Origin of the sequence: Ulvibacterium sp. (assembly GCF_965228935.1) — a bacterium.
GTDB lineage: Bacteria > Bacteroidota > Bacteroidia > Flavobacteriales > Flavobacteriaceae > Ulvibacterium.
Window position 1 is genome coordinate 364,608 of sequence record NZ_OZ245846.1, and the last position, 25,258, is coordinate 389,865.

16 protein-coding genes are annotated in these 25,258 nt (G+C 43.9%); 5 read left to right on the forward strand and 11 right to left on the reverse strand.

Features of this window, described 5'->3' with window-relative positions:
- The first annotated feature begins 344 nt into the window (after positions 1-344).
- Positions 345-2,699 (forward strand): ABC transporter permease, encoded by a 2,355-nt coding sequence (locus tag ACO06Y_RS01635; RefSeq protein ID WP_422082081.1) that lies wholly within the window; start codon positions 345-347, stop codon positions 2,697-2,699.
- A 394-nt stretch (positions 2,700-3,093) separates the two neighbouring features.
- On the forward strand, positions 3,094-5,409 hold the full coding sequence (locus tag ACO06Y_RS01640) for an ABC transporter permease (protein WP_422082082.1): 2,316 nt from the start codon (positions 3,094-3,096) through the stop codon (positions 5,407-5,409).
- A gap of 168 nt (positions 5,410-5,577) precedes the next feature.
- On the opposite strand, the gene ACO06Y_RS01645 is transcribed toward ACO06Y_RS01640, so the two are convergent.
- The 8 genes from ACO06Y_RS01645 to ACO06Y_RS01680 form a co-directional block, all read right to left on the reverse strand.
- Positions 5,578-6,573, reverse strand: a complete 996-nt coding sequence (locus ACO06Y_RS01645; RefSeq protein WP_422082083.1) for a prolyl oligopeptidase family serine peptidase — start codon at positions 6,571-6,573, stop codon at positions 5,578-5,580.
- A 252-nt stretch (positions 6,574-6,825) separates the two neighbouring features.
- Positions 6,826-8,520: a M1 family metallopeptidase gene (locus ACO06Y_RS01650; RefSeq protein ID WP_422082084.1), complete on the reverse strand. Its 1,695-nt coding sequence runs from the start codon at positions 8,518-8,520 to the stop codon at positions 6,826-6,828.
- A 284-nt stretch (positions 8,521-8,804) separates the two neighbouring features.
- On the reverse strand, positions 8,805-11,513 hold the full coding sequence (locus tag ACO06Y_RS01655; RefSeq protein WP_422082085.1) for an ABC transporter permease: 2,709 nt from the start codon (positions 11,511-11,513) through the stop codon (positions 8,805-8,807).
- Between the two features lie 69 nt (positions 11,514-11,582).
- Complete coding sequence (locus tag ACO06Y_RS01660) at positions 11,583-12,203, reverse strand: family 16 glycoside hydrolase (RefSeq protein ID WP_422082086.1); 621 nt, start codon at positions 12,201-12,203, stop codon at positions 11,583-11,585.
- Positions 12,204-12,206: 3 nt separating this feature from the next.
- Positions 12,207-12,578, reverse strand: a complete 372-nt coding sequence (locus ACO06Y_RS01665; RefSeq protein ID WP_422082087.1) for a PadR family transcriptional regulator — start codon at positions 12,576-12,578, stop codon at positions 12,207-12,209.
- A gap of 312 nt (positions 12,579-12,890) precedes the next feature.
- Positions 12,891-15,617: an ABC transporter permease gene (locus ACO06Y_RS01670; RefSeq protein ID WP_422082088.1), complete on the reverse strand. Its 2,727-nt coding sequence runs from the start codon at positions 15,615-15,617 to the stop codon at positions 12,891-12,893.
- Positions 15,617-15,946: a PadR family transcriptional regulator gene (locus ACO06Y_RS01675; RefSeq protein ID WP_422082089.1), complete on the reverse strand. Its 330-nt coding sequence runs from the start codon at positions 15,944-15,946 to the stop codon at positions 15,617-15,619. Before ACO06Y_RS01675 ends, ACO06Y_RS01670 begins: the two co-directional genes overlap by 1 nt.
- Before the next feature lie 601 nt (positions 15,947-16,547).
- The gene (locus tag ACO06Y_RS01680; RefSeq protein ID WP_422082090.1) at positions 16,548-17,840 is read right to left on the reverse strand and encodes a hypothetical protein; all 1,293 of its coding nucleotides are present in this window, start codon (positions 17,838-17,840) and stop codon (positions 16,548-16,550) included.
- Between the two features lie 118 nt (positions 17,841-17,958).
- Between ACO06Y_RS01680 and ACO06Y_RS01685 the strand changes: the two genes are divergently transcribed.
- The 3 genes from ACO06Y_RS01685 to ACO06Y_RS01695 all read left to right on the forward strand — a co-directional run bounded on the left by ACO06Y_RS01685 (position 17,959) and on the right by ACO06Y_RS01695 (position 22,107).
- Positions 17,959-18,369, forward strand: a complete 411-nt coding sequence (locus ACO06Y_RS01685) for a hypothetical protein (RefSeq protein WP_422082091.1) — start codon at positions 17,959-17,961, stop codon at positions 18,367-18,369.
- Positions 18,362-20,818 (forward strand): ABC transporter permease, encoded by a 2,457-nt coding sequence (locus tag ACO06Y_RS01690; RefSeq protein WP_422082092.1) that lies wholly within the window; start codon positions 18,362-18,364, stop codon positions 20,816-20,818. Before ACO06Y_RS01685 ends, ACO06Y_RS01690 begins: the two co-directional genes overlap by 8 nt.
- Positions 20,819-21,060: 242 nt before the next feature.
- The gene (locus ACO06Y_RS01695; protein WP_422082093.1) at positions 21,061-22,107 is read left to right on the forward strand and encodes a substrate-binding domain-containing protein; all 1,047 of its coding nucleotides are present in this window, start codon (positions 21,061-21,063) and stop codon (positions 22,105-22,107) included.
- A gap of 221 nt (positions 22,108-22,328) precedes the next feature.
- On the opposite strand, the gene rsgA is transcribed toward ACO06Y_RS01695, so the two are convergent.
- From rsgA to ACO06Y_RS01710, 3 genes are all read right to left on the reverse strand, one after another.
- A complete protein-coding gene (gene rsgA / locus ACO06Y_RS01700) occupies positions 22,329-23,279 on the reverse strand; it encodes a ribosome small subunit-dependent GTPase A (RefSeq protein ID WP_422082094.1) in 951 nt (316 codons plus the stop codon).
- A gap of 130 nt (positions 23,280-23,409) precedes the next feature.
- Entirely contained in the window at positions 23,410-24,138 is a 729-nt protein-coding gene (locus ACO06Y_RS01705; protein WP_422082095.1) for an MBL fold metallo-hydrolase, read from the reverse strand.
- A 113-nt stretch (positions 24,139-24,251) separates the two neighbouring features.
- Entirely contained in the window at positions 24,252-24,815 is a 564-nt protein-coding gene (locus ACO06Y_RS01710; RefSeq protein ID WP_422082096.1) for a TetR/AcrR family transcriptional regulator, read from the reverse strand.
- Positions 24,816-25,258 lie beyond the last annotated feature (443 nt).

Consider the following 25,258-nt stretch of genomic DNA (forward strand, 5'->3'; position numbering starts at 1 on the left):
CCCCGAACCGTAAAACAAAAAAACTTAACAGGTGTAAATTTTAGTGAATATCCCAATCTTTTTTGAGGTAGGTTTTGCACCAACCATTTTTATCCGGACACAATGAAAACTACAGCTTTTTTGCGGAATCGGATTCCATATACCTTCGCAGGTGTAAAAAAATTGAACAATTAGTGTCAAAAATTTTTACGGAAATTAATGGTTCAGCAGCAAATTGAAATAATAAAATACTGATAATCAATGTACTAATATCAAGGCATAGTATTAGATATACTTTTTTTAACAATTGACCTTAAAAGTACCGCACGGAGAACTTCTGTGGTACTTTTTGCAAAATAGATATTATGATAAAGGCTCATGTTAAACTCGCTTGGCGAAATTTCAAGAAGAACAAATGGTACTCGATGATAAACGTTACCGGACTCGGTCTGGGAATCGCCTGCAGCCTTTTGATGATGCTCTGGGTAATGGACGAGATAAGTTATGACAAGTTCCACGAAAACTCCGATAACCTCTATCTGGTCTTAAAGAACCGGCTCTACGATACGGGTGAAATCCGTACTTCCAGGGCGACCATGGGACCCTTGGCGGAAGGTCTTGAACGGGAAATTCCCGAAATCGAAAGGGCGGTACCGGTCTACGGTTCGGAGGATTACTTTTTTGTCGACGATCAAAAGTTCAAGGAGGCTGGAATCTATACGAATTCTGAGTTTCTGGAGGTATTTTCCTTTCCCTTGGTGGAAGGGGATCCTCGGGAAACGCTCGAAAGCCCTAATTCCATAATCATTTCGCAAACGCTTGCTCAAAAATATTTTAATTCGCAAAGCGCCATCGGAAAGAATATCAAGATGAACAACGGGAAGAACTTTCAGGTCACGGGCATCGTGAAGGACGTCCCCTCAAATTCCTCGCTTCAATTCGATTATATGGTTCCCATTGAATCGTTTACCGATCGAAATGCATGGGCCAAGGAGTGGGGCAACAACTATCTACAGACCTATATCCAACTTGGCAAGAACGCCTCCCTTGAAGACGTCAACTCAAAACTGGCGACCTATCTGGAAGCCAAGAACCCCCGTATGAAGGTTCTAGAGCTTTTTTTACAGCCGTTCGACACGACCTATCTTAACTCGAAGTATGATCAGGGCGAGTTGTCAGGCGGTAGAAGGGACTATGTAGCACTTTTCTCCATCGTGGCCCTATTTGTTTTACTTTTGGGTTGCATAAATTTTGTAAACCTATCTAGCGCAAACGCCGCCCGAAGAATCAAGGAAATCGGTGTGAGCAAGGCGATCGGTGCCAGCAGATATACCATAGTTCATCAATTTTTTGGGGAGGCATTGACCATTACCTTGTTCTCGACCCTAGTTGCCATTCTTTTGACGGTCATTTTGCTTCCGTTCTTGAATACAATTACCCAAAAAAGTCTGGCAATACCTTTTCTGGACCTAAAGTTTATCCTTCTCGTATTCGGTCTTGTCATCTTTACTGCCACGGTTTCGGGAGGATATTCCGCTTTGCGCCTATCCGCCGTAAATACGGTAAGTGCACTTAACGATAAGATCAAGGCCAGTAAAAGATCTATTTATGCCCGAAAGGCGATGGTCGTCTTTCAGTTTGTGCTTACAACCGTTTTGATCGTGGGAATGATAGTCGTCAATCAACAGATACATTTTATCAAGAACAAGAATCTCGGGATGGACCGGGACAATATAATTTATATGTCGCTTGATGGCGACCTTAGAAAAAACTATGAAGTATTCAAGCAGGAAGCCCAAGAGATACCTGGCATTACCTCGGTAACGGCATCGAGCCAAAATCCGCTCATGGTAGGTTCTTCTTCTACCGCCGTGGACTGGACGGGCAAATCTCCCGACCAATCCCCCAGTTTCCAAATGATAAGGACCGATTACGATTTTTTGGAGACCATGGCCGTAAAACTGGATGAGGGAAGGGACTTTTCGAAAGCGATGTCTACCGACACTATGAATTACCTTATCAACGAGGAGGCCGCTAGGGTCATGGGGCTGTCAAATCCGATCGGCGAACGAATAGACGTATGGGAAAAGAGAGGACAGATCATCGGGATGATGGGAGATTTCCATCTTAACTCGTTGCACAACCCTATCGAACCCCTCATCGTTTGGGTAGAGCCCAAAGAGGCGAATTACTTCCTTGCCCGTTTCGACCCGAACCGACTTGAGAATGTCCTCGAAGGACTTGGGCGACTTTCACGTAGGCACAATCCGGCCTTTCCCTTTGAGTATCGCTTCCTGGACCAGGATTTTGAGCAAATGTACCGCACCGAGGCCGTAGTGGGACTCTTGGCCAACTCCTTTACGGTATTTGCGATCATAATTTCATGTTTGGGACTATTTGGCCTATCGTTGTTCACGGTAAACCAACGCACCAAGGAAATCGGTATACGTAAGGTACTCGGTGCTTCGGTAGCCGGTGTAGTGGCTATGCTTTTTAAGGACTTTCTGAAACCGGTGCTACTTGCCCTTTTGATCGCTTCGCCTTTCGCCTGGTATTTTATGGGACAATGGTTGGAAACCTTTACGTATCACATAAGCGTTCAATGGTGGGTTTTTGCGCTCGCAGGTGTATTGGTGGGCGGTATCGCATTCTTGACGGTAAGTTTCCAAAGTACCAAGGCTGCGCTTGCAAACCCTGTTAAAAGTTTGAGAACTGAATAATACCATAAAAAGGCGGAGTTAATAGGACTAATCGATAAAGAGGAATGATTCCCTTAAATTGTTGGTTTTATGGGGCAATCCTAATTCAAGGGTTTTATCGACGCTGTTCAAAACCACCTTTCTATAATTGTAAATATTTTGGACATTTTGATGTCCAAAATATTTACAAAGAAGGAGCAGATATTTTAGAAATAAAAGCTAACTAATTGAATACGATGTGATTATGTTCTTGGCTTGGAACTTGATGGAATCCTTCAAAGTCATCTTTTAGTTGAAATATTAGGATTATACGTAGTGGGTCTTTGCGGTAATTCGAACAATACTTATACAAACTATGTTAAGGCACAACTTCCTGCAGTTCTTTCGAAACATCAAAAAAAACAAAAATACCTTTTTGATCAACATCCTCGGTCTATCAACGGGTTTGGCCAGTGTCCTGCTTATATATCTTTGGGTGCACGATGAGTTGAGTATGGACAAGTTCCATGAAAGTGACGACCAACTATATCAGGTAATGATAAATTACCATTTCCCCGATGGGATCGTGACGGACACGGCCACTCCGTCCCTATTGGCAGCTTCGCTTACGGAGGAAATGCCCGAAGTCGAGTACGCCACGCAGGTCAACAGTAGGGACATATCCTGTGAAGGAATTTTGGTTCACGGTGATAAGAAAATAAAGGCCGGTGGGCTGTTCGCGGGAAGGGACTTTTTCCAAATGTTTTCGTATGATCTGGTTCAGGGGAACGGCATGAAGGTGCTAGAGGACAAAAATTCGATTGTAATTTCAAAAAGATTGGCCACCAGCCTTTTCGGAACAACCGATAATGTTGTCGGCAAAAGTTTAAGGGCTTCCCCGGAACTGTATGGAGAAACCTTCCAGGTCTCCGGTGTTTTTGAGACAGTGACCTCTAATTCAACTGCCCAATTTGATTTTGTGGTCAATTTTGAAATTCTATCCTCATATGCAAATTGGGTCAAAGAATGGACGGGAGATAGCGCCAAAGTATATTTAATCCTCAAAAAGGGAACAAACGTTGACCGTTTCAATGAAAAGATTTTCGGCTACCTGAAATCGAAAGGCAGGGAAACTATTGAAAGCACATTGTTTGTCAGAAAATATTCCGAGGGATACCTCTATGGTCGTTACGAAAATGGCAAACAGACCGGGGGAAGGGTTTTGTACGTTCGGTTGTTTTCAATAATAGCCCTTTTGATATTGGTAATTGCCTGCATCAATTTCGTGAACCTGTCCACCGCTCAGGCCTCAAGAAAAATGAAGGAAATCGGGATTAAAAAGGCAATGGGGGCAAACCGGGTCATTTTGGGCAGACAGTTTTTGGGCAATTCCATATTGATGTCGATAATATCATTCGCTTTAGCTGTGGTACTTGTAATTTTGTTTCTGCCTAGATTCAATGGGATTATTGAAAAGAACCTCAATTTTGCCCTTGATTCCGGTACCGTCCTGGTCATCATGGCGATTGTCCTATCCACAGGGCTCATTTCCGGAAGCTATCCGGCATTCTATCTTTCAGGGTTCCATCCAAGTTCTGCTTTGAGAGGGGAAAATAACACTGCACTAAGGGGCCAATGGATTCGAAAGGGCCTGGTCATAACCCAATTTAGCCTTTCTGTTGTTTTCATTGTCGCGTTTTTGGTCATGAACAAACAGATTGAATATGCCCAAAAAAGAAACTTGGGCTATGCAAGGGACAATCTTCTGCACTTTCAAATTAAGGATGGCTATGATTTTGGCCCTGAGGTATTTATGAACGAACTAAGAAATGTTCCCGGAATTGTCAATGCCACCAACCTCTATGGTGGGAGCATTGTAGGGAACGTTGGTGGTGGCACCGGTTTTTCCTGGCAGGGTATGCCACCTGGTAACGAGGATATCGAATATCTAAGGTTACAGGTCGGCTATGACCTTATCAAAACAATGGGGGCGGAACTTTTGGAGGGAAGGGATTTTTCAAGGGAATATAGTAATGAAGGCGAGAAGCTGATCGTGAACGAGGCTGCGGCGGACATAATAGGATACGAGGGTATTATAGGAAAAACAATAAGGGACATCAATAGGGAAAAGCAGATTATCGGGGTTGTAAAAAACTTCAATATTGAATCACTGCATAATGAGATGAGGCCCTGTTTCATCCGTTTTGAGCCCAAAGGAAAAGATGTTATGGTAAGATTGAAAAAAGGGGAGGAAATGGCTGCAATCCGAATGTTGACCAAATTCTATGAGGGGTTTCACCAGGGACATCCTTTTGAATACTCCTTTCTGGATGATGATTACAACAACTTTTATGTCCTGGAGCATAGGACAAGGTCCCTTTCAAAATATGCGACTTTCCTTGCTATTTTGATCAGTTGCCTGGGCCTTTTCGGATTAGCTGTATTTGCTACTGAAAAAAGGCGGAAGGAGATAAGTATCCGCAAGGTTTTGGGTCAGAGCACCTCCCAGATTGCATTGATGTTGTCCGGTGAATTTGTAAAACCTGTCTTGATCTCTATTCTCATAGCATTGCCCACAGCTTATCTACTTGCGGAAGATTGGTTATCCGGTTTTGCATATCGTACGACTTTACAAGTTTGGGTCTTTCTGGGGGCCGGACTTGCCGCTTTGGTAATTGCTATGCTTACGGTCAGTGGTCAGGCTATAAGGGCTACGAACAAAAATCCTGTTGATGGGCTTAGGGATGAATAGATAGCTTCACGAAAATCTAGAATCCCACAAATCGCCGAATTAACGAGACTTTTCCGGCAGAAGGAATAGATTCCCTAGAAACGTTGGTATTACGGGACAAAAACTTACACTGTACCGATATATCGAAGCTTTACTTAAGTTGAGTTCTACCAAGAATTTGAAAAGTGCTCACTCTGTTCGCTTAAAAAAGGGATTCCTTTCATGCAGCATTTGAAGACCTGATATCGTTTCATTGTCAAACATAAACTCAACACCATAGGCAGGCATAGTTTTAAGGGAAAACCTGGTTTCGGTGTCGGCGTATAGGGGAACGGGTTTTCCATTGTTGAACTTTAGGTACAGACAGCCATCTTCATGGTAAATCTCTATAAAATCTTTTCTCAGTGGATTCACTTCAAACTCATAACGGCCACAATATGCCTTCCGTGTTTCAGAATCAAGTTTAACTCTATCCACAAGATTGCCATCCCTCTTTTGATCGAGCATCCATCTATGGACCCCGTCATGCTCAAAGGGAATGACCCACGTATCATGCCCTGTCTTTGGGTATATGGTAAGTTTAACTTTTTTACTGAATTTCCGAAGTTCATTAGCTGCATTTATATTGCAATTGACATCTGCCAATGCATCATTTTCCCCATGAAATATCCATACAGGTGTGTGCCGTAATTTCCATGGTTTTTTCATCTCCTTGCTATCATATAGATCCGTACAACCTGAAATCGGCACAACAGCGGCGAACCTCTCCGGACTCTCCAAAGCCCATTCGTAAACTCCATGGCCTCCAAGGCTATGACCACTCAGATAAATCCTATTCTCATCGACTTCATATTTTCCGATAACATCGTCCAACAAATCATTGAGAACATCGATGTTCCAATTTTCGTATTGGTTTACGGGGGAAACCAGAATAATTGGGAAATCTTCATTCCTTTCTGCAAAAACGGTCATAAAATCATGTTTGACCATGTCGAGGGTGGGGTTAGGATTGTTCCCATGTAGAAATACCAGTATTGGCCATTTCTTGAGGGAAACGGTATCATATTTCAATGGAAGGGTTACCAAATAATCTGTTGTCCGTACCAAACGACCTTCACGTTGTTGGGCCATATTCGGGATGAAATTCAAAAACATGAGTAAAATCAGTGTAATTTTCAACCTCATTACGGGATTTTCATTCATGTTTGAAAGATACGCCAATCCCTAATTTGTTACACTCCAGAACAGATTATGAACAAAACGGAATTAAAATTTTTCCATAAGTAAATATTTTTTTATTATATGGAAAGTTTATGTAACGGATTTCTTAGAATGGGTGGTTTCCGAAGAAAGGTTCGCTTTGCAGGACTCTTATAAAAGTAAAACAAAGAAAATATCGAAATGGACATCTTATTAATGCCTACACTTCGGTCAAACTCAAGGTTCGAGTGGATTTTGGCCATATTCAGGCTTCCATACCAAGAGTTTATTAAAGGGGTCCAGTTCAATACTATCGGGTACCCCATTTAATTTAAATTCAAAAGACTGCGTCATTTCAGTTAGTTCCACGGTGCGGGTTTCGATATCCAAGTCTTTGCCGATAAATCCGATATCCAGATCAAGGTGGTAGGGTTCACCAGGTTGGGTCTGGGTTACGGTCACTTCTACCAAACCGTTATCATTGACCTTTAGTTTATGGGAAAGTACTGGAGCTCCCGTCCGGTCAAGCCATTGCTTAAAGAATTTTTTAAGATCATCTCCGGGTACCGCTTCGATAAAGGTGTCCCTAAAAGTTCTAAGGGTCAATATTTTGTCCCTGTGCTGATCAAAGATCGAGGCCATGGTTCCATAAAATACTTTGTTTCCAATTTTATAGCGAAGCATATGGAAAAACCATTGGCCCTTGCTCCATACAAGATCCTTTGCACTATCATCATGGTTAGATGGTATTTCACTAATCACCATATCCTTGTTTTCCCTCCATAATTTAAAATACCCGCTAGCAGTATGCAGTTCGTTTACACCAGTGCCCCCAAACCGTTTAAGATTTAAAGCGGCTTCTTCATCAAGAATCGTTTCCATGAACGTGCAAGCTTCGGCATGAACTATTCCCTCGTTCAATAAAAGGAATCCATCCCCTGAGGCCGTGACCATATTCCCCCACCATAAGTGACCTATTTCGTGGGCGAAAACAGCTATTTCGTTCTCCATAAGGGACTTTGGCCTGACCCAGAACATTCCCTGTTGGGAAGACCCACCCCATGTTGATGTCCCTAAAGTATTCGGAACTTCAACAATGGAATATCCTTCCCTTTCAATGTTACCCCATTTTCTTTCCAACTCGGAAAATATGTCTGTGACGGTCCCCAATAACTCTTCCGGGTCAGAACCTTCTTTTGTGATGCGGCATATTGATATTCCGTTTCGGGTCGTTATATCGTAAGGGCCGGCCACGAATGACCGGGCCAATGGGATAGATGTCCGGTAAACCTCTATCCTTCTGTTCCCTGACTCTTGCATCTTGGTCAGTTTGCCCTCCGTAACGGCATGCCATTCCCTAGGCAGGTCGAAGACGGATTTGCCCGTGCTGATCGACGTCTTGGCAAGGGACACTTCTCCCTGAACATCGAACAACGGTATGGGATGCCATGCATTGTTCCATGAACCGATCGCCCCATCTTCATTGATATCAAAACAACAGGTATCCGTTGGGTTGCCGGAAACTGAAAAGGAAACGGTTATGCTCTGTTCTCTTTTGAAGGGTTTTACGAACCTGATATGCGCCAAGGTCACATCAGGAATCGCATGATTTTGTTGGTTCAAAACAATCGATTTCGCACCTTTAGAGGATACTTGATCAAATTTCATACTTGCCCCATTGGAACCAAGTATTGCCAGCGTAGGCCCCAGGGAATTTTCCTCTTGTAGCTCTAGGGTTATCTTTCCTTTGATTCGGATCTTTTCCTCATCAGGTACAAGAGTAATCTCCATATCAAGATTAGCTATCCTCCACCCCCATCCATTCTTGACGTGAGGCTCCATGGCAATGGAATCAATGCTTACTTGACCCGTAGATATAAATAGAACAAAAAACAAAGTTGCCGTCAATAGATTGGTAATAGGGGATTTCATGTTGAAAATATAGATGATGATTATTTCATATAGGTTAACGGTCTTGCTCGAAGAGTGACCGTTTATACTTACGACGAATCATGACATCAATTGTTACAGTCCAAGTAGAAAGAGCGAACTAGAAGTAATTGTTCGTATTGATTGAAGAAACGGTGAAAGTGTTCTCTCTGAGAGTTCTTAAAAACGGCCAGTTAAAAGAACAAAATGGAGGAAAAGATGGAGTCCTACAATAGGTTGGTTTTATGAAACGAATGATCAATCTTTCGTATCAAGGAAATCCGTGGCTATTCCGATTTCAAAGATTCGACAGGATTCGACCTGACAGCCGAATAGATTCGATGGCCAACTGTCAGAAATGATATGGATATCATCGTCAAAGCCGGAAAGATAAAAATGTCAAGACCTAGATTTATATTGTAGGCATATCCTTCCAGCCAGGCCCTTCCCCCATAGAGGATTACCGGAATTGCCAGAAGTAGGGCAATTGCCAACAGTACGAGGTATTCCTTGGAGAGAAGGAACATCAGTCTGCCCGTACCGGCCCCAAGAACCTTTCTTATCCCTATTTCCTTGACTTTTAAGACCACGGAAAAAGAGACCATTGCGAAAAGGCCTATACAAGCAATAAAAATCGTAAGAATGGCGAATGTCAAGAAGAGGTTTCCAAATTGCGTCACGGACTTATATTGCCCATTGTAGACATCTTCCAAAAAAAAGTAGTCGAGTGGATTACCGGGAAAAAATTCTTGATATGTCCTCTCTGCATGGGCAATCGTTTCACGAACTTCCGATACGTTCATCTTGATGGAGATGTAGTTGCGTTCATTTTTCCCGAACTGTAATATGTAGGGCTGGTGGGAGTCCCTTAACGATTGCCAGTGAAAGTCATCGACTACACCTACTATATCGAGCGTATCGACGTCATCGATGTCCAAGAGCTTTTCGTTTACCGCCCTTTCAGGCGAACCCAGCCCGAATGCCCGGACCGCTTCTTTGTTGATGATCACCATGTTTTCATTCGGTCGTCTCGCCGTAAATGGACTTCCCGCAATCAGTTCCAGACCATAGGTTTCCAGAAATTCCGGGCCCACATGGAAACTCCGTCCATACTTTCCAGGTTTTGAAATCTCGCCCAATTTTTGTATCAGCAAGGAAGTATTGTCGATTTGCCCAGGTATGAAACGAGAACCGGACACGTTGGAAATCGAACCATGATTTGCCAGCTCCTCGGTAAAGGTTTTGAAGGTAGGTTGGATGTAGGCCTGAAAAGTTGCCAGATCGGGAAAATCACCATTGATTACTTTAGGTCCTTTCAACACCAGGATTTTTTCGATGTCCATTCCCAACTCTTGATCCATCATATAATTTATTTGCCTATATACCAAATAAGTCCCGGCTATAAGCAAAAGAGAAACCAGGAATTGGAAGGTGACAAGGCCCTTTCGCAAATCAAGATTTCCAGCTTTAAGCTTTTTGTTTCCTCCCATTATGCTGACAGGCTTAAAGCCCGATAGTATAAAGGCCGGATATAATCCTGAGATTATAGATCCCAGGAGAACGACCGCCAAATAGTATCCCCAGAACATTGGGATAGCGAACAGACCCAAAGTCAATTCAGTTCCCATGGTCTTACTTAAAAATGGCAGTCCCAAAAATACAAGAACGATGGCCAATAGTGCAGCAAGGAAATTGATCAGGACGGATTCAAGAACAAATTGACCAATTAATTGCTTCCTTTGGGCACCGATCGACTTTCTGACACCTACCTCTTTTGCCCTTTGCATGGAGCGGGCAGTGGAGAGATTGATGTAGTTGACATAGGCGATGAACAAGATGAGAAATGCTATGATACCAAAAATCCAGATGTACTCGATCGCCCCCTTGTTTTTTACGTAGTCCGGATAAGCATAAGATTCAGATTTCAGGTGGATATCCGCGATTGGTTGCATACGGATTTTCTCTTCGGCACTTTTGTCGGGATTCCATTCTCCCTTATGATCGTCCATAAACCGATCTAGTTTTTGATGTACCTCCGCTAGTTGAGCACGGTCATCCAGCTTTACATAAGTGGCGAACCAGGGAATGTGATAGTTTCTTTGAATTGCCCCGCCCCAGCCAAGTTCCAGAAAATTTTCGAGTGTGAACAGGAAATCAAACTGTAAATGGCCGTTGGAAGGAGGATTCTCCAAGACTCCTGTCACCGTATATGTTCCTTTTGACGGACCTCCCTCAATATCCAAAGCTTTGCCCACGGGATCCGTCTTTCCAAAATATTTTTTGGCGGTACTTTCGGTAATGACAACACTGAACTTATCCTTAAGAACTCTGGTGGTACCGGCACTCCCTTGTAAAAAAGGAAAATCGAACACTTCCAAAAATGAGCCGTCCACAAAAAACATGGTCGAGCCTTCTTGGGTAAATGGTTCATTGTGGTCAGGATTGGTGACCACGGCATCCCCGCTCGAAACATATAATCTTACATAATCCTTAATTTCAGGGATTTCCTTCTTTGATATTGCCCCAACCGAATGGGCCATATAGGGCATTGAGCCTTGGTCTTCGCCGTTCATGGTCTTGTCGACGATAAGCCTATGGATATTTTGGTGGCCCTTGTGGAAGGTATCGTAGCTAAGCTCAAAATAAATATATTGACATATCAGAACACATGCGGCTAGACCTATACTTAGGCCGCCAATATTGATCAGGGAATACCATTTATTCCCGATCAGGCTGCGATAGCCCATTTTAAGATTGCTTTTGTGCAGACCGAAGTTCATGGTATTGATGGTTTTTGATCTGATCAGCGCAAAGGGCCTCAAATAGTTTAAGGCCTGATACCAGTAATCAAGTTTTGCCCTGAAAAGCGAGCTCTCCTTCTCGACATTGCAGAACCTTTCTTCAAGATCACCAAAGACCTCCTCTGCCAAATCTTTCCTAAGCAATCGCTTCAGGAGCAGTTTGGGAAGTCTGGGGTGTATTTTCCTTTTTTTCACCACGGTCTAGAGGTCTATACAAAACTCCCTGAATTTTAGTTTTGTGTGCGAAACCCTGGATTGTTCAGATCACTTGTTTTTGACGATACTGAGGTTTTTGAACCGTCCATCGTCCGAATCTACCCAAAGTCCAAGTTTACCGCTCTTTCTTTTGCTTATTTGTTTGACCGCCAATGTGGCCTTCCCAGCATGGTCTACATATACCTTGACTTCTGGAAAGTCGATTACGATGCGAGCATGGAACCAGCTATTGGGATCAGGTATCGGATCAATGGCGTTCTCATATTTCCCCGGGAATTTTTCTCGTAGGATATTCCAGTCATTGTCCGGCGCGGCTATATATTGTATCGCATTCCCACTTTTCTCCTTACTTTTAAAGTTGAAGGGCCGAAAATAAACGGCATCATAGTTTTCATTGTCCAGGCCATGAAATGCCAGACCTAGGAAACTCACCTTGTCATTACCCTTTATATCGAGCTCTATGGTACCATTTCCAAAATCGACCCCATCGAGCCATAGCAGGGCAGTACCGCCCGTATTTTCAATGTGGATGACGCCTTCCTCGAAGCTGGCCTTGCAATTATGCTCGGTCCAATGTTCCGGATCGAACAATTTATTGGACTCCTGGGAATAGATACTGGTTATAAACAGTAGCGTAATCGCCGTCAGGAGGGTTTTGATTTCTCTCATCTTCTATGATATTTTACCGTCCAACTGGATGGTCGGCCAGCCATTAAAAGCAAATTTTATAAATGCTGGATACTGGTTCCAGAGGGACAGCTTAAGGTCCCGAGATACGGACAGGGCGCGCTGCCCACTGGCCGTAATAGTGTATATACGTTTTCTCCGACCACCTCGTACCGCTGTTGATTCGCCCATTTTAGAGGTCAAGAACCCCTTTTTGGAAAGTCGATCCAAAGCGGAATGGGTTGCCCCAATGGATACGCTCCTCCCGGTCTGTGCCCCGAACTCGTCCGCAACCTTGAGCGCATAGGCTTCTTGTTCCAGTATGCCCACTAACAAGAGGACGACCTCTTCGAATTCCCCCAAACGTGTTTCTTTCATGGTATTTCAGTTATATGGGTAATCAAAATCATTCAATATATTCAAATCTTCTTAGCTGTATAATGACGTTCATCCAATTCAAATATTACTAAATTGTAGAACAAATATAAACAAAGATTTTATATATTCTACATTTTAGTAAGTAATTAACAAAAAAATTAGATTTGATTGTTCCTAGTAGAGTGTATACTAACCCCCTTAAAACGACGAATTAATGAGACTTACTGGCAAGAGGTGATGGATTCCCAAGAATTGTTCATTTCACTAAACTGTTAAAAAATCCTCGAAAAAAGCCAAGAGGCTTTTTGTGGACTACTCGGGTCTCAAAGCGTCAACGGGATTGGAAGTTGCTGTGGAATAGGTTTGCCGGCTAACGGTCAAAATGGCTATCACAAATAGTACCAATGCCGGGGCCAGAACGATGTCGACGCCCATCTCCGTTCGAAAGGCATAATTGGCCAACCACAATTTTCCGAAGTACAGGATAGCGGGAATCGATAGGATTACGGCCATACCGAGCATCACAAGGTATTCCTTGGACAACAGCAGCATCAGATTGCCCGTACTCGCACCCAACACTTTCCGGATCCCGATTTCCTTCATCTTAAGGTTTGCCGAATAGGAAACAAGCGCGAAAAGACCGATACAGCCAATAAAAATCGCAAGTAGCGAAAAGCCCAAAAACAGGTTTCCGAACTGTATGTCCTCCCGATATTGTCGGTCAAAGGCATCGTCCATAAAAAAGTAATCGAAGGGATTGTCCGGATAGAATGTGTTATAGATACTCTCGATATAGGCCAGTGATACAGCGATATCGGAAGTGCCGATCTTTGCGGAAATAAAGACATTGATACCTCCGCCCGACCTCAGTACATAAGGGGTGTGGGCGTCCTTTAGGGACTGCCAGTGAAAATCCTTGACCACCCCTGCTATGGTCCTTGGTCTCGAACCTATCATTATTTTTTCCTGCAGTGCATCCCGTGGGGAGCCCAGGCCATAGGCTCTCAAGGCCTCTTGGTTGACGATCACATATTCATCCTTTGCCATGTCCTCGCTAAAGGATCCTCCTGCCAAAAGTTCAAGACCATAGGTTTCCACAAAGCCCGTACCGATGGGGAAGGACTTGCCATATTTACCGGCACTCTCCGGTTCCCCCATCTTTCGGATGTCCTGTCTTGAGATATTCCGGGACATCCCGGGAACGGCCCTCGAACCGGTGACCGAGCTAATGGAACTATGGGCCTCCAGTTCTCTTCTGAAAGCATCGAAAGTAGTCCTGCCAAAGGCCTGTGATGCCCTGATCTGTTCCATGTCCGTACCGTCGGTGACCTCTGGGGCGTCCGGAACGATGGTAGGGCCCTTTAAGACTAGGATCTTTTCTATGTCCATGCCCAGCTCTTGGCTTTTCATAAAGGTGACCTGTTTGTATACCAAAAAGGTTCCCGCAATCAGTAAAAGGGATGTAACGAACTGAAAGGCGATGAGCCCTTTTCTTAGATTGAGGTTTCCCAGCGAGGCCGATTTGCCACCTCCCAAGGCGCTGATAGGCCTAAAGGAGGACAATACGAATGCGGGATAAAGCCCTGATAAAATCGACCCCAGGACAACAACGGCCAAGAAGGAGACCCAGAACAACATGCTATTGAAAAGACCGTAGTCGAGTTCCTTGCCGATAACGGAACCCAGTAAGGGCAGGGCCGACAGGGCAAATCCCAGGGCCAACATTGCGGCCGTCAGATTGACCAAAAAGGATTCCGTAAGGAACTGACGGACCAATTGTTTTTTTTGGGCACCGATGGATTTTCGTATGCCGACCTCCTTCGCCCGGTGCATCGAACGGGCGGTGGAAAGATTGATATAGTTGAACCATGCCGTAAATAGGATGAAAAAAGCGATCAAGGCAAAGATTCGAACGTTGAGCAGGTTGCCCTTGTTCGCCGCATAGTCGGGAATGGCATAGGTGCCGGATTTTAAGTGAATATCGCCCAGGGGCTGTAAAACGGTCTTCTCAACGCCCCTGTTCTCCGAAATTACCTCCCCTTTGTATTTCAGCAGCAGTGCGTCCAATTTTTCGCCGACCATTGCCGGATCACTGGTACCGCCCACGGTAAAATAGGTGCCGTACCATTTCCTTTCCCAGCCGCCGTACCGGTTTACGGAACCCCCGTTCCCCACTTTCCAAAAATTCTCCAGGGGCAATAAAAAATCGAACCGTAAATGGCTGTTCAGCGGTAGTTTTTCCAAAACACCGGTTACGGTGTAGTCCCCGGGAGAATTGCCCCCGTCTATCCGAATGCCCTTCCCCAAGGGGTTTTCCGGGCCAAAGTACTTTTGGGCAATCTCCTCTGTGATTACGATATCGTAAAGTCCGTCCAGTACCGATTCCGGCGTACCGGCCTTCAACGGAAAATTGAACCGGTCCAGGAAACTTTTGTCAACGAACAGAAAATCGGCCGCATCTTCACCGATGGGTTTCCCGATTTCGGGATTTGTCACCACCGCACTCTCATCTGCTTGATAGACCCTTACAAAACCATCAATTTCGGGAATCTCTGCCTCCGCCGTCTCCGCAAAGGCATAGGAGGTATATGGGGCCGAGCCTTTTTCACCACCCTCCTTCGTCTCGCCGATGACGACCCGATAGGTATTCTTCAGGTTGTCATGGAACCTGTCGTAACTAAACTCAAAATGAACATAGGCCGCGATCAATAGGCAAACGCCCATACCGATGCCCAGGCTTAGTATATTGATCGATGAATGGACCTTGTTTCTCCATAGGTTCCGCTTTGCGATGATCAGATAGTGTTTGTACATGGCAGCGTTCGTTTTAAAAGGGTTAAGGATGCTGAACCCGATAAGAATATGTAGCATGTCCAACCAGTATTTTGTGCATGCGTAGGGTTTTCCGCTCCTGGACAGCCTGTCCCAATACATCTCCTCCAGGTCACCGAGGAATTCATCGTGTTGTGCCTTCTTGAGAAACTTGGAAGCGAGCCAATTGGCCAGGGCCGGTGTTCCGCTCTTTTTATTTTGTTCCACTACAGGGTAAACTTCAATTGCGGAATGAGCTCCCACATTTTTTGGCGCACTTCCTGTGCGGCCTTTAATTGTCTTAATCCCGAATCGGTTATTTTGAAAAACCGTTTGCTCCGTCCCCCCCTCTTCTCCGTGCTTCCACCTATTTCCGATCGCAACAGTCCCTTGTCCTGCAAACGATAGAGCGTTATATGTACCGCCCCCAATAGGATTGACCGCCCGGAATGCCGTTCGACCTCCTTCTTTATTGAGATACCATATCCCTTACCGTCCAGGATACATACGGCGAGCAGTACCAGTTCCTCAAATTCGCCAAGCCCTTTGTTCCCCATTAGTTATACATTATATATTATACAAATATATAAATAATATCCAAACTTCATACTTTTTTTGTTCATTGGACTTTTTATGAGAGGGGAGAGTACTTTAAAATGGCAACTTCTTAGGACAGAAAAGGAAAATGGTCCGTTTCCCTTAAATGGTTGGTTTTTCAAGACAGTCAAGGATTCTTTAACGATCTCTTCCTCGAATTCTTTTATCAGTTTTTCGACCTATTTTTATCCAAAAAGACTTTTGAACGGTCTTATCCAACTGAATCCAGATCGACGAAAGCCTAGAAATGGGTGGTTTCATCCTCATTGCTCGGATAAGGTACTATTATACTCTAGAACGACCATTTTACAGGATTTCTCATAAACTAATAATGAATACTCCCGGTTGGGTAGCCACTAAGGATGTAACCATAGGCATGGGATACTTTCTATCAAGATATAAAAAGCTTTTATGAGAAGCGATCAAATACCAATTATCTCACGATTTGTTATAATTTCCGTAAAAAAGGTAAGTTTGCCTCCGTCCAATGTCCGGTAAAATGAGGGCATTATTCAATTGAGCGGTAAAACGTTTTTTATGGCTTTTGAATGAACCGGACCCCTAAAAATTATCCTCGAAGAATACATTTCCTTCACCAGTGGAGAAATCAACATAGTCCACTTCCCCGTTACCCAGGAAGGTATAGGTGATCCCAATGAGTTTACCAAAGCCGGTTATCGTATTTTCGTGGATTAAGTTTCCATTTAGCGTGATTGCTATCTTCCCGTTTTCAACACGTACCATCAAATGCTGTATGGTACTAAAATCGCAGCCGAAACCGGTGAGGTCATGTTTGTTGCCATGAATTATTTTTCCATTAAGCCCCAATGCGATGTCGCCCACACATCCGGAGATGCTGAAGGGTAAGCCTATTCCTCCTTGGGTTCCCTTGATAAAAACCACGACATTTTGGCAAATAGCCTGACCGCCGTAATACGTATTCCTAAACCCGGTTTTCATCACAAAGGATTCAGAGGACACATCAAATTCCGAGACGTAGTAGAACCGTAGATACTGAGGTTTATCCGCTGTTGTACTATTGTCCAATTGCGCACTATCTATTCGCAACAGCCCATTTTGCCTCAACTGGTCATCTAGAAAGTAGCGGGGCTTATCAATATCGGGACTTCCTTGGGTCCCTAACCAGCCGTCTGTGGTAATATACAGATCTTGAGTCCGAACGATTTGATCGTTCAATACCAATTTTGCATTGTAGTAGCCGGGGTAGTAGTAGGTCATCGCCGCTATTGATTGATCTTTTTCTATCTCAATGCGTTTTCGCTCGTCCCACATCTGCTGAATCTCGATCTTATCGGCTTCCAGATCACCCAGGTCATAGGCAAATACAACTGTATTGGGTATACCCTTTGCTATTTTCTTGACCGAAAACCGAACATCGACCAGGTCCTTTTCGGAGAAGGATCTATTACTGGCCTGCTTTAAAATATAAAATAGCAAAATCAGGAGTAGCATCACGGCAGAGGATTTTACCACCAGTAGAAAGCTACTTGTTGTGAATACTTTTTTAAATCCTCTAAATAGGTTTCTGTCGATAGGCCGCTGAGAGGTGCTTTTTTTTGCCTCTTTATAAGCCAGCCAATGCTGGTGTCCAACAAACTGCGCGAGAATATCCAAGGTGGATTGCCGAGGGGTCGCTTCATAGGATACGCGCCCCCAAATACGCTTCAGTGTGGTATAGCTCACCCTTTTTCCCGTTACCTCCAACATCTTTTCACTCAGTAGTTCGAACTTATGATCCGACCAATCAGCGCTCTTGCCCCATTGTAAGACTTCTTCTATTTCTGCGGTAAGGATACCAATGAAGGATTGGTTTTCACGAACGTCCGATGTCATATCTAGGTAGCACTAGTGATTGAACAAATTTGAATGAATTTGAATGCGTACGAATGGGGTTATACAGTTCAAAAGTAGAGATTGGGGAGTATATAATATTTAAAAGTATAAAATTATTATGAAAATGTTTTTACAGGTTGTGGCGATGGTAGGACTGGGCCCTATTGTCTTTTCGCAACAGGTGAGCATTCCCTTTAATGCCGATTTATGGCAGCTCTCCGGTAAATATGAAGTTGAGAGCTATAAGGGCAGGAAAAGCCCAAAAGTAAATAATGGTCGGGCAATCCTTCCTGACCTGCAGATGAAGAACGGTATCATCGAGTATGAAATCCTTCATACGCCGGTGACAGAATCTGCGGGTGTTCGCTTCCGTATGCAAAACGACGAAAACTACAAAGAATATTATAGGCGATCGCATCGGTCGGTCAATCCTGATGCGATGCGGTACACCCCCGCGTTTAACACTATTCCATTGCCTCGTTACCACGAAAACAAAACATCATCTACATATACCGATCGCCATGTTTAAAAATTGCCTTCACGTTGCCCTTCGCGGGTTTATCCGACAAAAAGGGGTTACACTGCTCAATATAGTCGGCCTGGCCATCGGCCTGGCTTCCGCGACGCTTATCTTTATCTATGTCCAAGATGAACTTGGTTATGACACGATGCATCCTGCCCCCGATCTGACCTTTGGCATCGGGCATGAATTCACCAACGATCGGGGAGAGACAATGAGCCGTCCTGTAGTTCCTGCCGGGTGGGGGAGTCTGTTACAAGATAAGTTGCCCGAAGTGATGGACATATTTCGCTACATTTCCGTGGGTTTTCCTTACAGCATGAGAAATCCGGATAACGATAATACATTGCTCACTCAGGAAGGGACAGTTTTTTTGGTAGAGAAAACGTATCCGAACGTGATGTACTTCCCCCTGCTTCACGGCGATAAAGCTCAAGTTTTTTCCCAGCTCAATAGTATCGTTTTATCGGAAACGGCCGCCCAACGTTTGTTCGGCGCCATTGATGTAGTAGGGCGCCAATTGGGGATGAAGCATGTATTTCTTACCGATGAATACATACCCATGAAGGTTACAGGGGTGATGAAGGATTATCCCGGCAATTCACATCTCCAACCCGACTATTTACTGCCCATAGAACTGCTCGATTACAATCTTCGGAAAAATGCAGGCATATCGATGACCGACTTTTTATCCAGTATGGATAGATACCAGACATTTACCTACGTCCGGCTTTCCGAGGGTGCCGATATAGCCAACGTAGAAGCTGGCCTACATCGCATGGTGAAGGAACGCCTGCAAGATAAGGCTAGCCGATACCGGCCCTTTTTTACCAACATCACCGACTTCCACTTTGATGAAAAGGTAGATTGGTCACCGTGGAACGCTTCGGCGAGTTTTGACTACATTGTCCTATTTAGCTCCATTGGGCTATTGATACTGCTCATTGCCTGTATCAACTACATGAACCTGGCCACGGCAAAATCGGCCAAACGTTCCAAAGAAGTAGGGATACGAAAAACGTTGGGCAGTAGCCGTTGGTACCTTGTGGGGCAGTTCATGCTGGAGTCGGTGCTGACCACCTTCATCGCCCTGGCGTTGGCACTCGTACTCGTGGCGATCGTGCTGCCCGCATTTAGTACATTGTCGGATAAGGACTTTACCTGGACCTCGTTACTGAACGTAAGCATCATCGGAAGCTTGTTACTGATCGGATCGGTGGTCGCTTTCGTCTCCGGTAGTTATCCTGCGCTCTTCCTATCCAGCTTTAAGCCCACGAAGGTGTTGAAAGGCACCCTCACGCTGGGAAAAGGTCCTGCCTATTTTCGTAAAACGCTGGTGATCATACAATTTGCGGTTTCGGTACTACTGATCGTCAGTACCGGGGTTGTTCTCCTGCAGATGAACATGCTTCAAAGCTCCAAACTGTACGATCAAGCCGACCAAATAGTTTCGGTACGCTTTGGGGGTGGGATAGCTCCCCTAGAGAGCTACCCAGCGTTGAGAAATGAGCTATTACGCGATCCACAGATCAACGGAGTAACCTTAGGGGTGCATCTGCCCCGGAGAGAGAATTTTGGTTTGTTGGAGACTTCTTTCGTTCTGCCGGATATCAGTGGTGATCAGGAATACGATTGGAAGCATTTGCGAGGAGATTATCACTTTCCCGACGTATTTGATATGGAGCTGGTGGCCGGAAGAAGTTTTAACGTAGGGAACGTGAACGATTCCACCAATTATGTGATAAACGAAACGGCGGTCCATGCCCTGAACATGCTTCCCGAGGAAGTCATCGGACTCAATGTTAGAAATCCCGTGTCCGGCGAAGATGGTCAAGTGATAGGTGTGGTCAAGGATTTTCCTTTCGAATCGATTTACACCAGCATCAAACCGATGGTCATCCAGGGAAAACCACACAGACGAAATCAAATTTTATATGTGAAGTTACCCGCTAAAGGTCTGTCCAGTAAAATGACCGAGGTGGAACGTATTTGGCAAGCAACGCTACCCGATGCTCCTTTCGACTATTGGTTTCTTAGGGATGATTTTGGAAAAATGTACCGCGCCGAACTAAAATTATCGAATCTGGTGCGGCTCTTCTCCGTATTGGCAGTACTGATCGCCTGTTTGGGCCTGTACGGATTGGCCTCTTACATCGCCGAACAAAAAACCAGGGAAATTGGAATACGAAAAGTGTTGGGGGCGAATGTACCGCAGATCTTATGGATGCTGGTAGCCGACTTTTTGAAGATGGTACTGATAGCCTGTCTGGTCGCCCTGCCCTTAGGCTACTTTTTAATGAGAGACTGGCTTCAAAACTTTGCGTATCGCATCGATCTGGGCTGGATGGTCTTTGCGGTTTCGGTCGCCATTATTGTGGGCCTAACGCTATTGACCGTAGCTTACGAGAGTATCAAGGCATCCATCATTGACCCCGCTAAATCAATAAAGTACGAATAAACGAGGAAGAATGGTGAATACTTTGAGACGACCTTCAAATTCAGGGATGTGGGACATTCAAAAATGTATTATATCCGGGTCAAACAGAAAAAAGCAATCAATGATAGGGATATCATGGCATAGAGCAGTCATATTTGGGTCGAGCATTAGGTTTTTGCGGGAATTATAAGCCGATCAGAAAAAAGTTACCGATAAGGATCTTAACTCTACTTATAAACTTCTTTTGATGTCACAAGGAATTTATGGACAAAAAACCTACGATTAAAGAAATCGCCAAACTAGCCAATGTTTCCATTGCCACAGTGGATCGGGTCTTGCACAATAGAGAGGGTGTCGCATTGGAAACGGCCCGGCTGATCAAAAAAATCATAGAGGATCGGAACTACGTTCCCAATACTTTCGCTAGAAACTTGGTACTGAACAAAGGTTTTAAGATTGCGGTGCTACTACCCAAATGTGGGCATGATGACTATTGGTCCTGTTCTTTCAAAGCTGCAAAGATGGCGATCAAGGATTTTAAGTGCCTGGGAGTAGTTACCACTGTCTATCACTATAATCAAAGGGAGAAAGCTTCCTTCTATGAAGTCGGGGACCAAATCCTTAAGGACGGGAATGATGCCGTTCTTTTGGCCCAAGTGATTTTAGAGGGAGCCAATACCTTTTTGGAAGACTGTAAAAAAAAGAAGATTCCCTTTATATTAATTGGTTGTAATCAACTCGATTTGGGTGCAATCACCTATTTCAGACAGAATTCGTACCAGGGGGGAAGATTGGCCGCGGAACTTTTAAGTTTAGGACAAAAAGAGGCTTCGAAATTTTTGGTTCTAAATATTGCAACGGCCCAAAACCAATATTTCAGGGTAGAGGAAAGGATAGCAGGATTTGAGTCCTATTTTAAAAGAAACAATGGCCCGTATTTTGAAATCGAGGTATTCCCCGTTTCATGGAAGGATAAAAAAATAGTAGAAAAAATCAGCGATAAACTAAATCCGGACAATAGGATATCGGGGATATTCATTCCGAATTCAGAATCTTTTGTACTGGAAAAGGCCCTGTCCCCGACGAATCACATCCGTATTGTTGGCTATGACCTTTTGCAAAGGAACCAAGCTCTTTTAAAGACCGGGGAAATAAACTTTTTAATCGATCAACGACCTTACGAACAGATTTATCAAGGTATCAAATACCTCTATAAATATCTAGGGTTCCGACGGGATCCCCCAAAGGTGGCCAATCTTCCTTTGAATATTGTTACCAGGGAGAAATTGATATACTGCTGGGGGGTATAAATTAATTTTTACGGTCGATGATTAAAAGCTGGCCCCATAAACCAATATTTCCTATGAATTGAACCACTGCACCAAAACTTTTTTAAAAGGACAAGGTTAATAGGATTAAATTAGGAAATTTCAAACACTTGTAAAAAGTTCCTATTAGGGGGCTATCAAAAAATGATGACCAACTACTTGCATTTAACCATCAGAGAATAATTACTTTCACATTGCTGTACTCAGTATTTGTTCAATTTTCTGTCCTTTTTGTAATTCTTTAGCACCTTACCAAAATCCTTTTCCTTTTTCCGCCTTTCGACCACGGTGGACTCAAAATGGTCTTTTTCCCGTTGCATTTTCAAAAAGTTTTCATAGGACGACCTATCAATTTCCACATTTTCAACGGCCTCGGTTATGGCACAACCAATTTCAGTAGTATGTGTACAATCGTTGAATCTGCAATTTTTGGATAGCTCAGTAAGGGTTCCGAACGTAACTTCCAATCCATCCGAAACATCGGCTATCCCTACTTCTCGCATCCCTGGATTGTCGATTAAGATACCTTTTTCGGTAATGATTAGTTCCCGATGGGTGGTTACGTGTTTTCCCCTATCAATACTTTCGCTAATCTCTCCCGTGGCCATCACTTCTTTCCCGACCAGATTATTGATGAGCGAGGATTTTCCAACCCCGGATGATCCCAGCAAACAAAAGGTTTTACCTCTTTGCAAATATGTGTCAAGGACATCGAATCCTTCTCGCGATACGTTGCTTATCGGGATTGTGGGCACCTGTTTTATCTGTTTACGTATCGAGCCGATCATCTCTTCCAAACTTTCGCGGGGAATCAGATCTATTTTGTTCAGAAGAACGATTGCCCCTATTCCGGAGGAATTGCAAAGGGTCAAATACCGTTCAATGTGGTTGATGTTGAAATCCCTATCGACCGCTTGCACAATAAGGGCATGATCAATGTTCGTTGCAATTACCTGTCGTTCACCAAACTTTCCGACCGCTTGTCTTATAAGGGTGGACAATCTGGGGAAAATGCTATGGATGATGGCAAAGCTGGAGTCATTGTATATCAGCGAAACCCAATCTCCCACAGCGGGAAAATCTTCTCGACTATTGGCGGAATACCTTAGATTTCCCGTGACAACGGCTTCAAATTCCCCTTGTCCGTTTTGCACGATATATCGTTCCCTGTGTTCAGCCACTACACGTCCAAATCCGAAATCCTGGAGGTTGCTTTTTAACCTTAGTTCTTCGAATTACCCGCTATATCCTAAATCTTCGACCGTCATCTTTTAATCGATTTTCCTATTCCAATTTGGCCACCGTTGTCTTTTCGTTGACCAATGTTTCAAATCGTCGCAGTTCTTCCCGGTTTTTGATTTCGTAGTGCATTGGAACAACGATTCTAGGCTTGATTTCATTGACAATCTTGGCGGCCTCTTCTCCGTTCATGGTCAGGTTATCGCCTCCGATTGGTATCAAGGCCGCCCCAATATCGAGTAATCCATCCATTTCAGGTATATAATCTGTGTCGCCCGCATGGTAGACCCTTAATCCGCTTTTCGACGTAAGGACATAACCTACATTCCCTTTTGACCTGGGGTGTGCCTTGATCCATAGAAAAACGGATTTCGTATTGTATGCCCAGGTCGTCTCAATATGGATCCCTTCAAGGTGCAGTTGCTCTTTTGGTCTTACTTCATATATTTTGTCGGTGATGTTTTTTAACTTTTTTGAAACTCCCTCTGGGCAAACAATGATCGTTTCGCTTTTAAGAAGGTTTTTGATGTCCTTGATTGAGAAATGATCGGGGTGCGCATGGGTCAACAAAATGAAATCGGCCGGCTCAGCGTTCCCAACTTCCACGGGGTCGAAGTATATGATCGTACCCTCTGATTTCAATTGAAAACTTGAGGGGAAGAAGTGGGCCTTGTTCACTTTGATGGCCCCCCAGGTCGTCAATGTGGTATTTTCTCCAACGACAACTTGTTGTGGCGTTGGGTTCCTCTTTTCGCTTGTTGTTACTTTGACCATTGTGCAGCCTTGATTGATTAATAATGTCAAGAAGAATACTAAAAAATGTAATTTGTTATACTCCATTTCCGCTCCATCTTTTTGACAAAATTATGGATGTCGGGCATCGGATTTTAGACGCTACCGTCCACTAAATGATATTTGGACCTTTTGAAAAGACGCACCATTTGCCTAATATTGGCGAAGTAGGCCCTTAACCATTGCTCATTGAGGGTCTCATTGGTAATTTGGAGATAAAAGTTCTCCAAACTAAGGTGCAGGACCATTCGCGCCAGATAACCGTTCTCTGATAAAGAAATGATTTTTTTCCAGACGGGCAGCAGCCCCTGGACTGAAAATTCATTGATGCGGTCAAGACATTTTTTGAAATTCGGCTCGTCCCTATGGATCCTCAGTTGACGATTGAACAATAGGTCGATTTTGTGCTCTAGGATAATAGCTATCAGTTCATCTTCGTTCTTTGCGGCCATCTCCTTTTTTGAAACTGCCTTTGCCCGGTCCAAATGAAGTTCCAACAATCTTTCCATAAAAACTTCCTGATCTGCGAACAAATGGTAAAAAGAGGACTTGTTTTTCCCGACATCTTTGGACAATCGTTCTACCTTAAGACCTTTTGGCCCTTCATGGGCAAAATATCGATAGCCTTTTTCCAACCATATTTTTTCTATCGCTCTCATGGTTCGATCATTGCAAATTTTCGTGATAGCAGTTTGCCGTTGAATTTATATAAGTTAGGGTTTTAAATGAATCTGTGGAAATTTGGATCTAAAAAAACGACGAGTTAATGAGACGGATTGAGAAGGGGGGGGGTGGATTCCCAAGAAGTGTTGGTTTTAAAAGACAGCAAAGATTGTTTCATCACGGCCTCTTTGAATTCTCCTATCAGTTTTTAGACCGTTTTTATCCAAAAATGCTTTTGAATCACATTATCCAGCTGAATTTAGATTAACAAAAACCAGCTCAAGCCTACTATGGTATGTTCCACCGAAACATTATAAAAAAGGCAGGGCAAATTGCTTCGCCCCACCTATAGAAAAACTAAACTAACTCGGTAGTGGTCTGTAGGCCATGATTTTCGATATTTTCTAAATATTTGAGCCTGAATTGTAATTCAGGTATT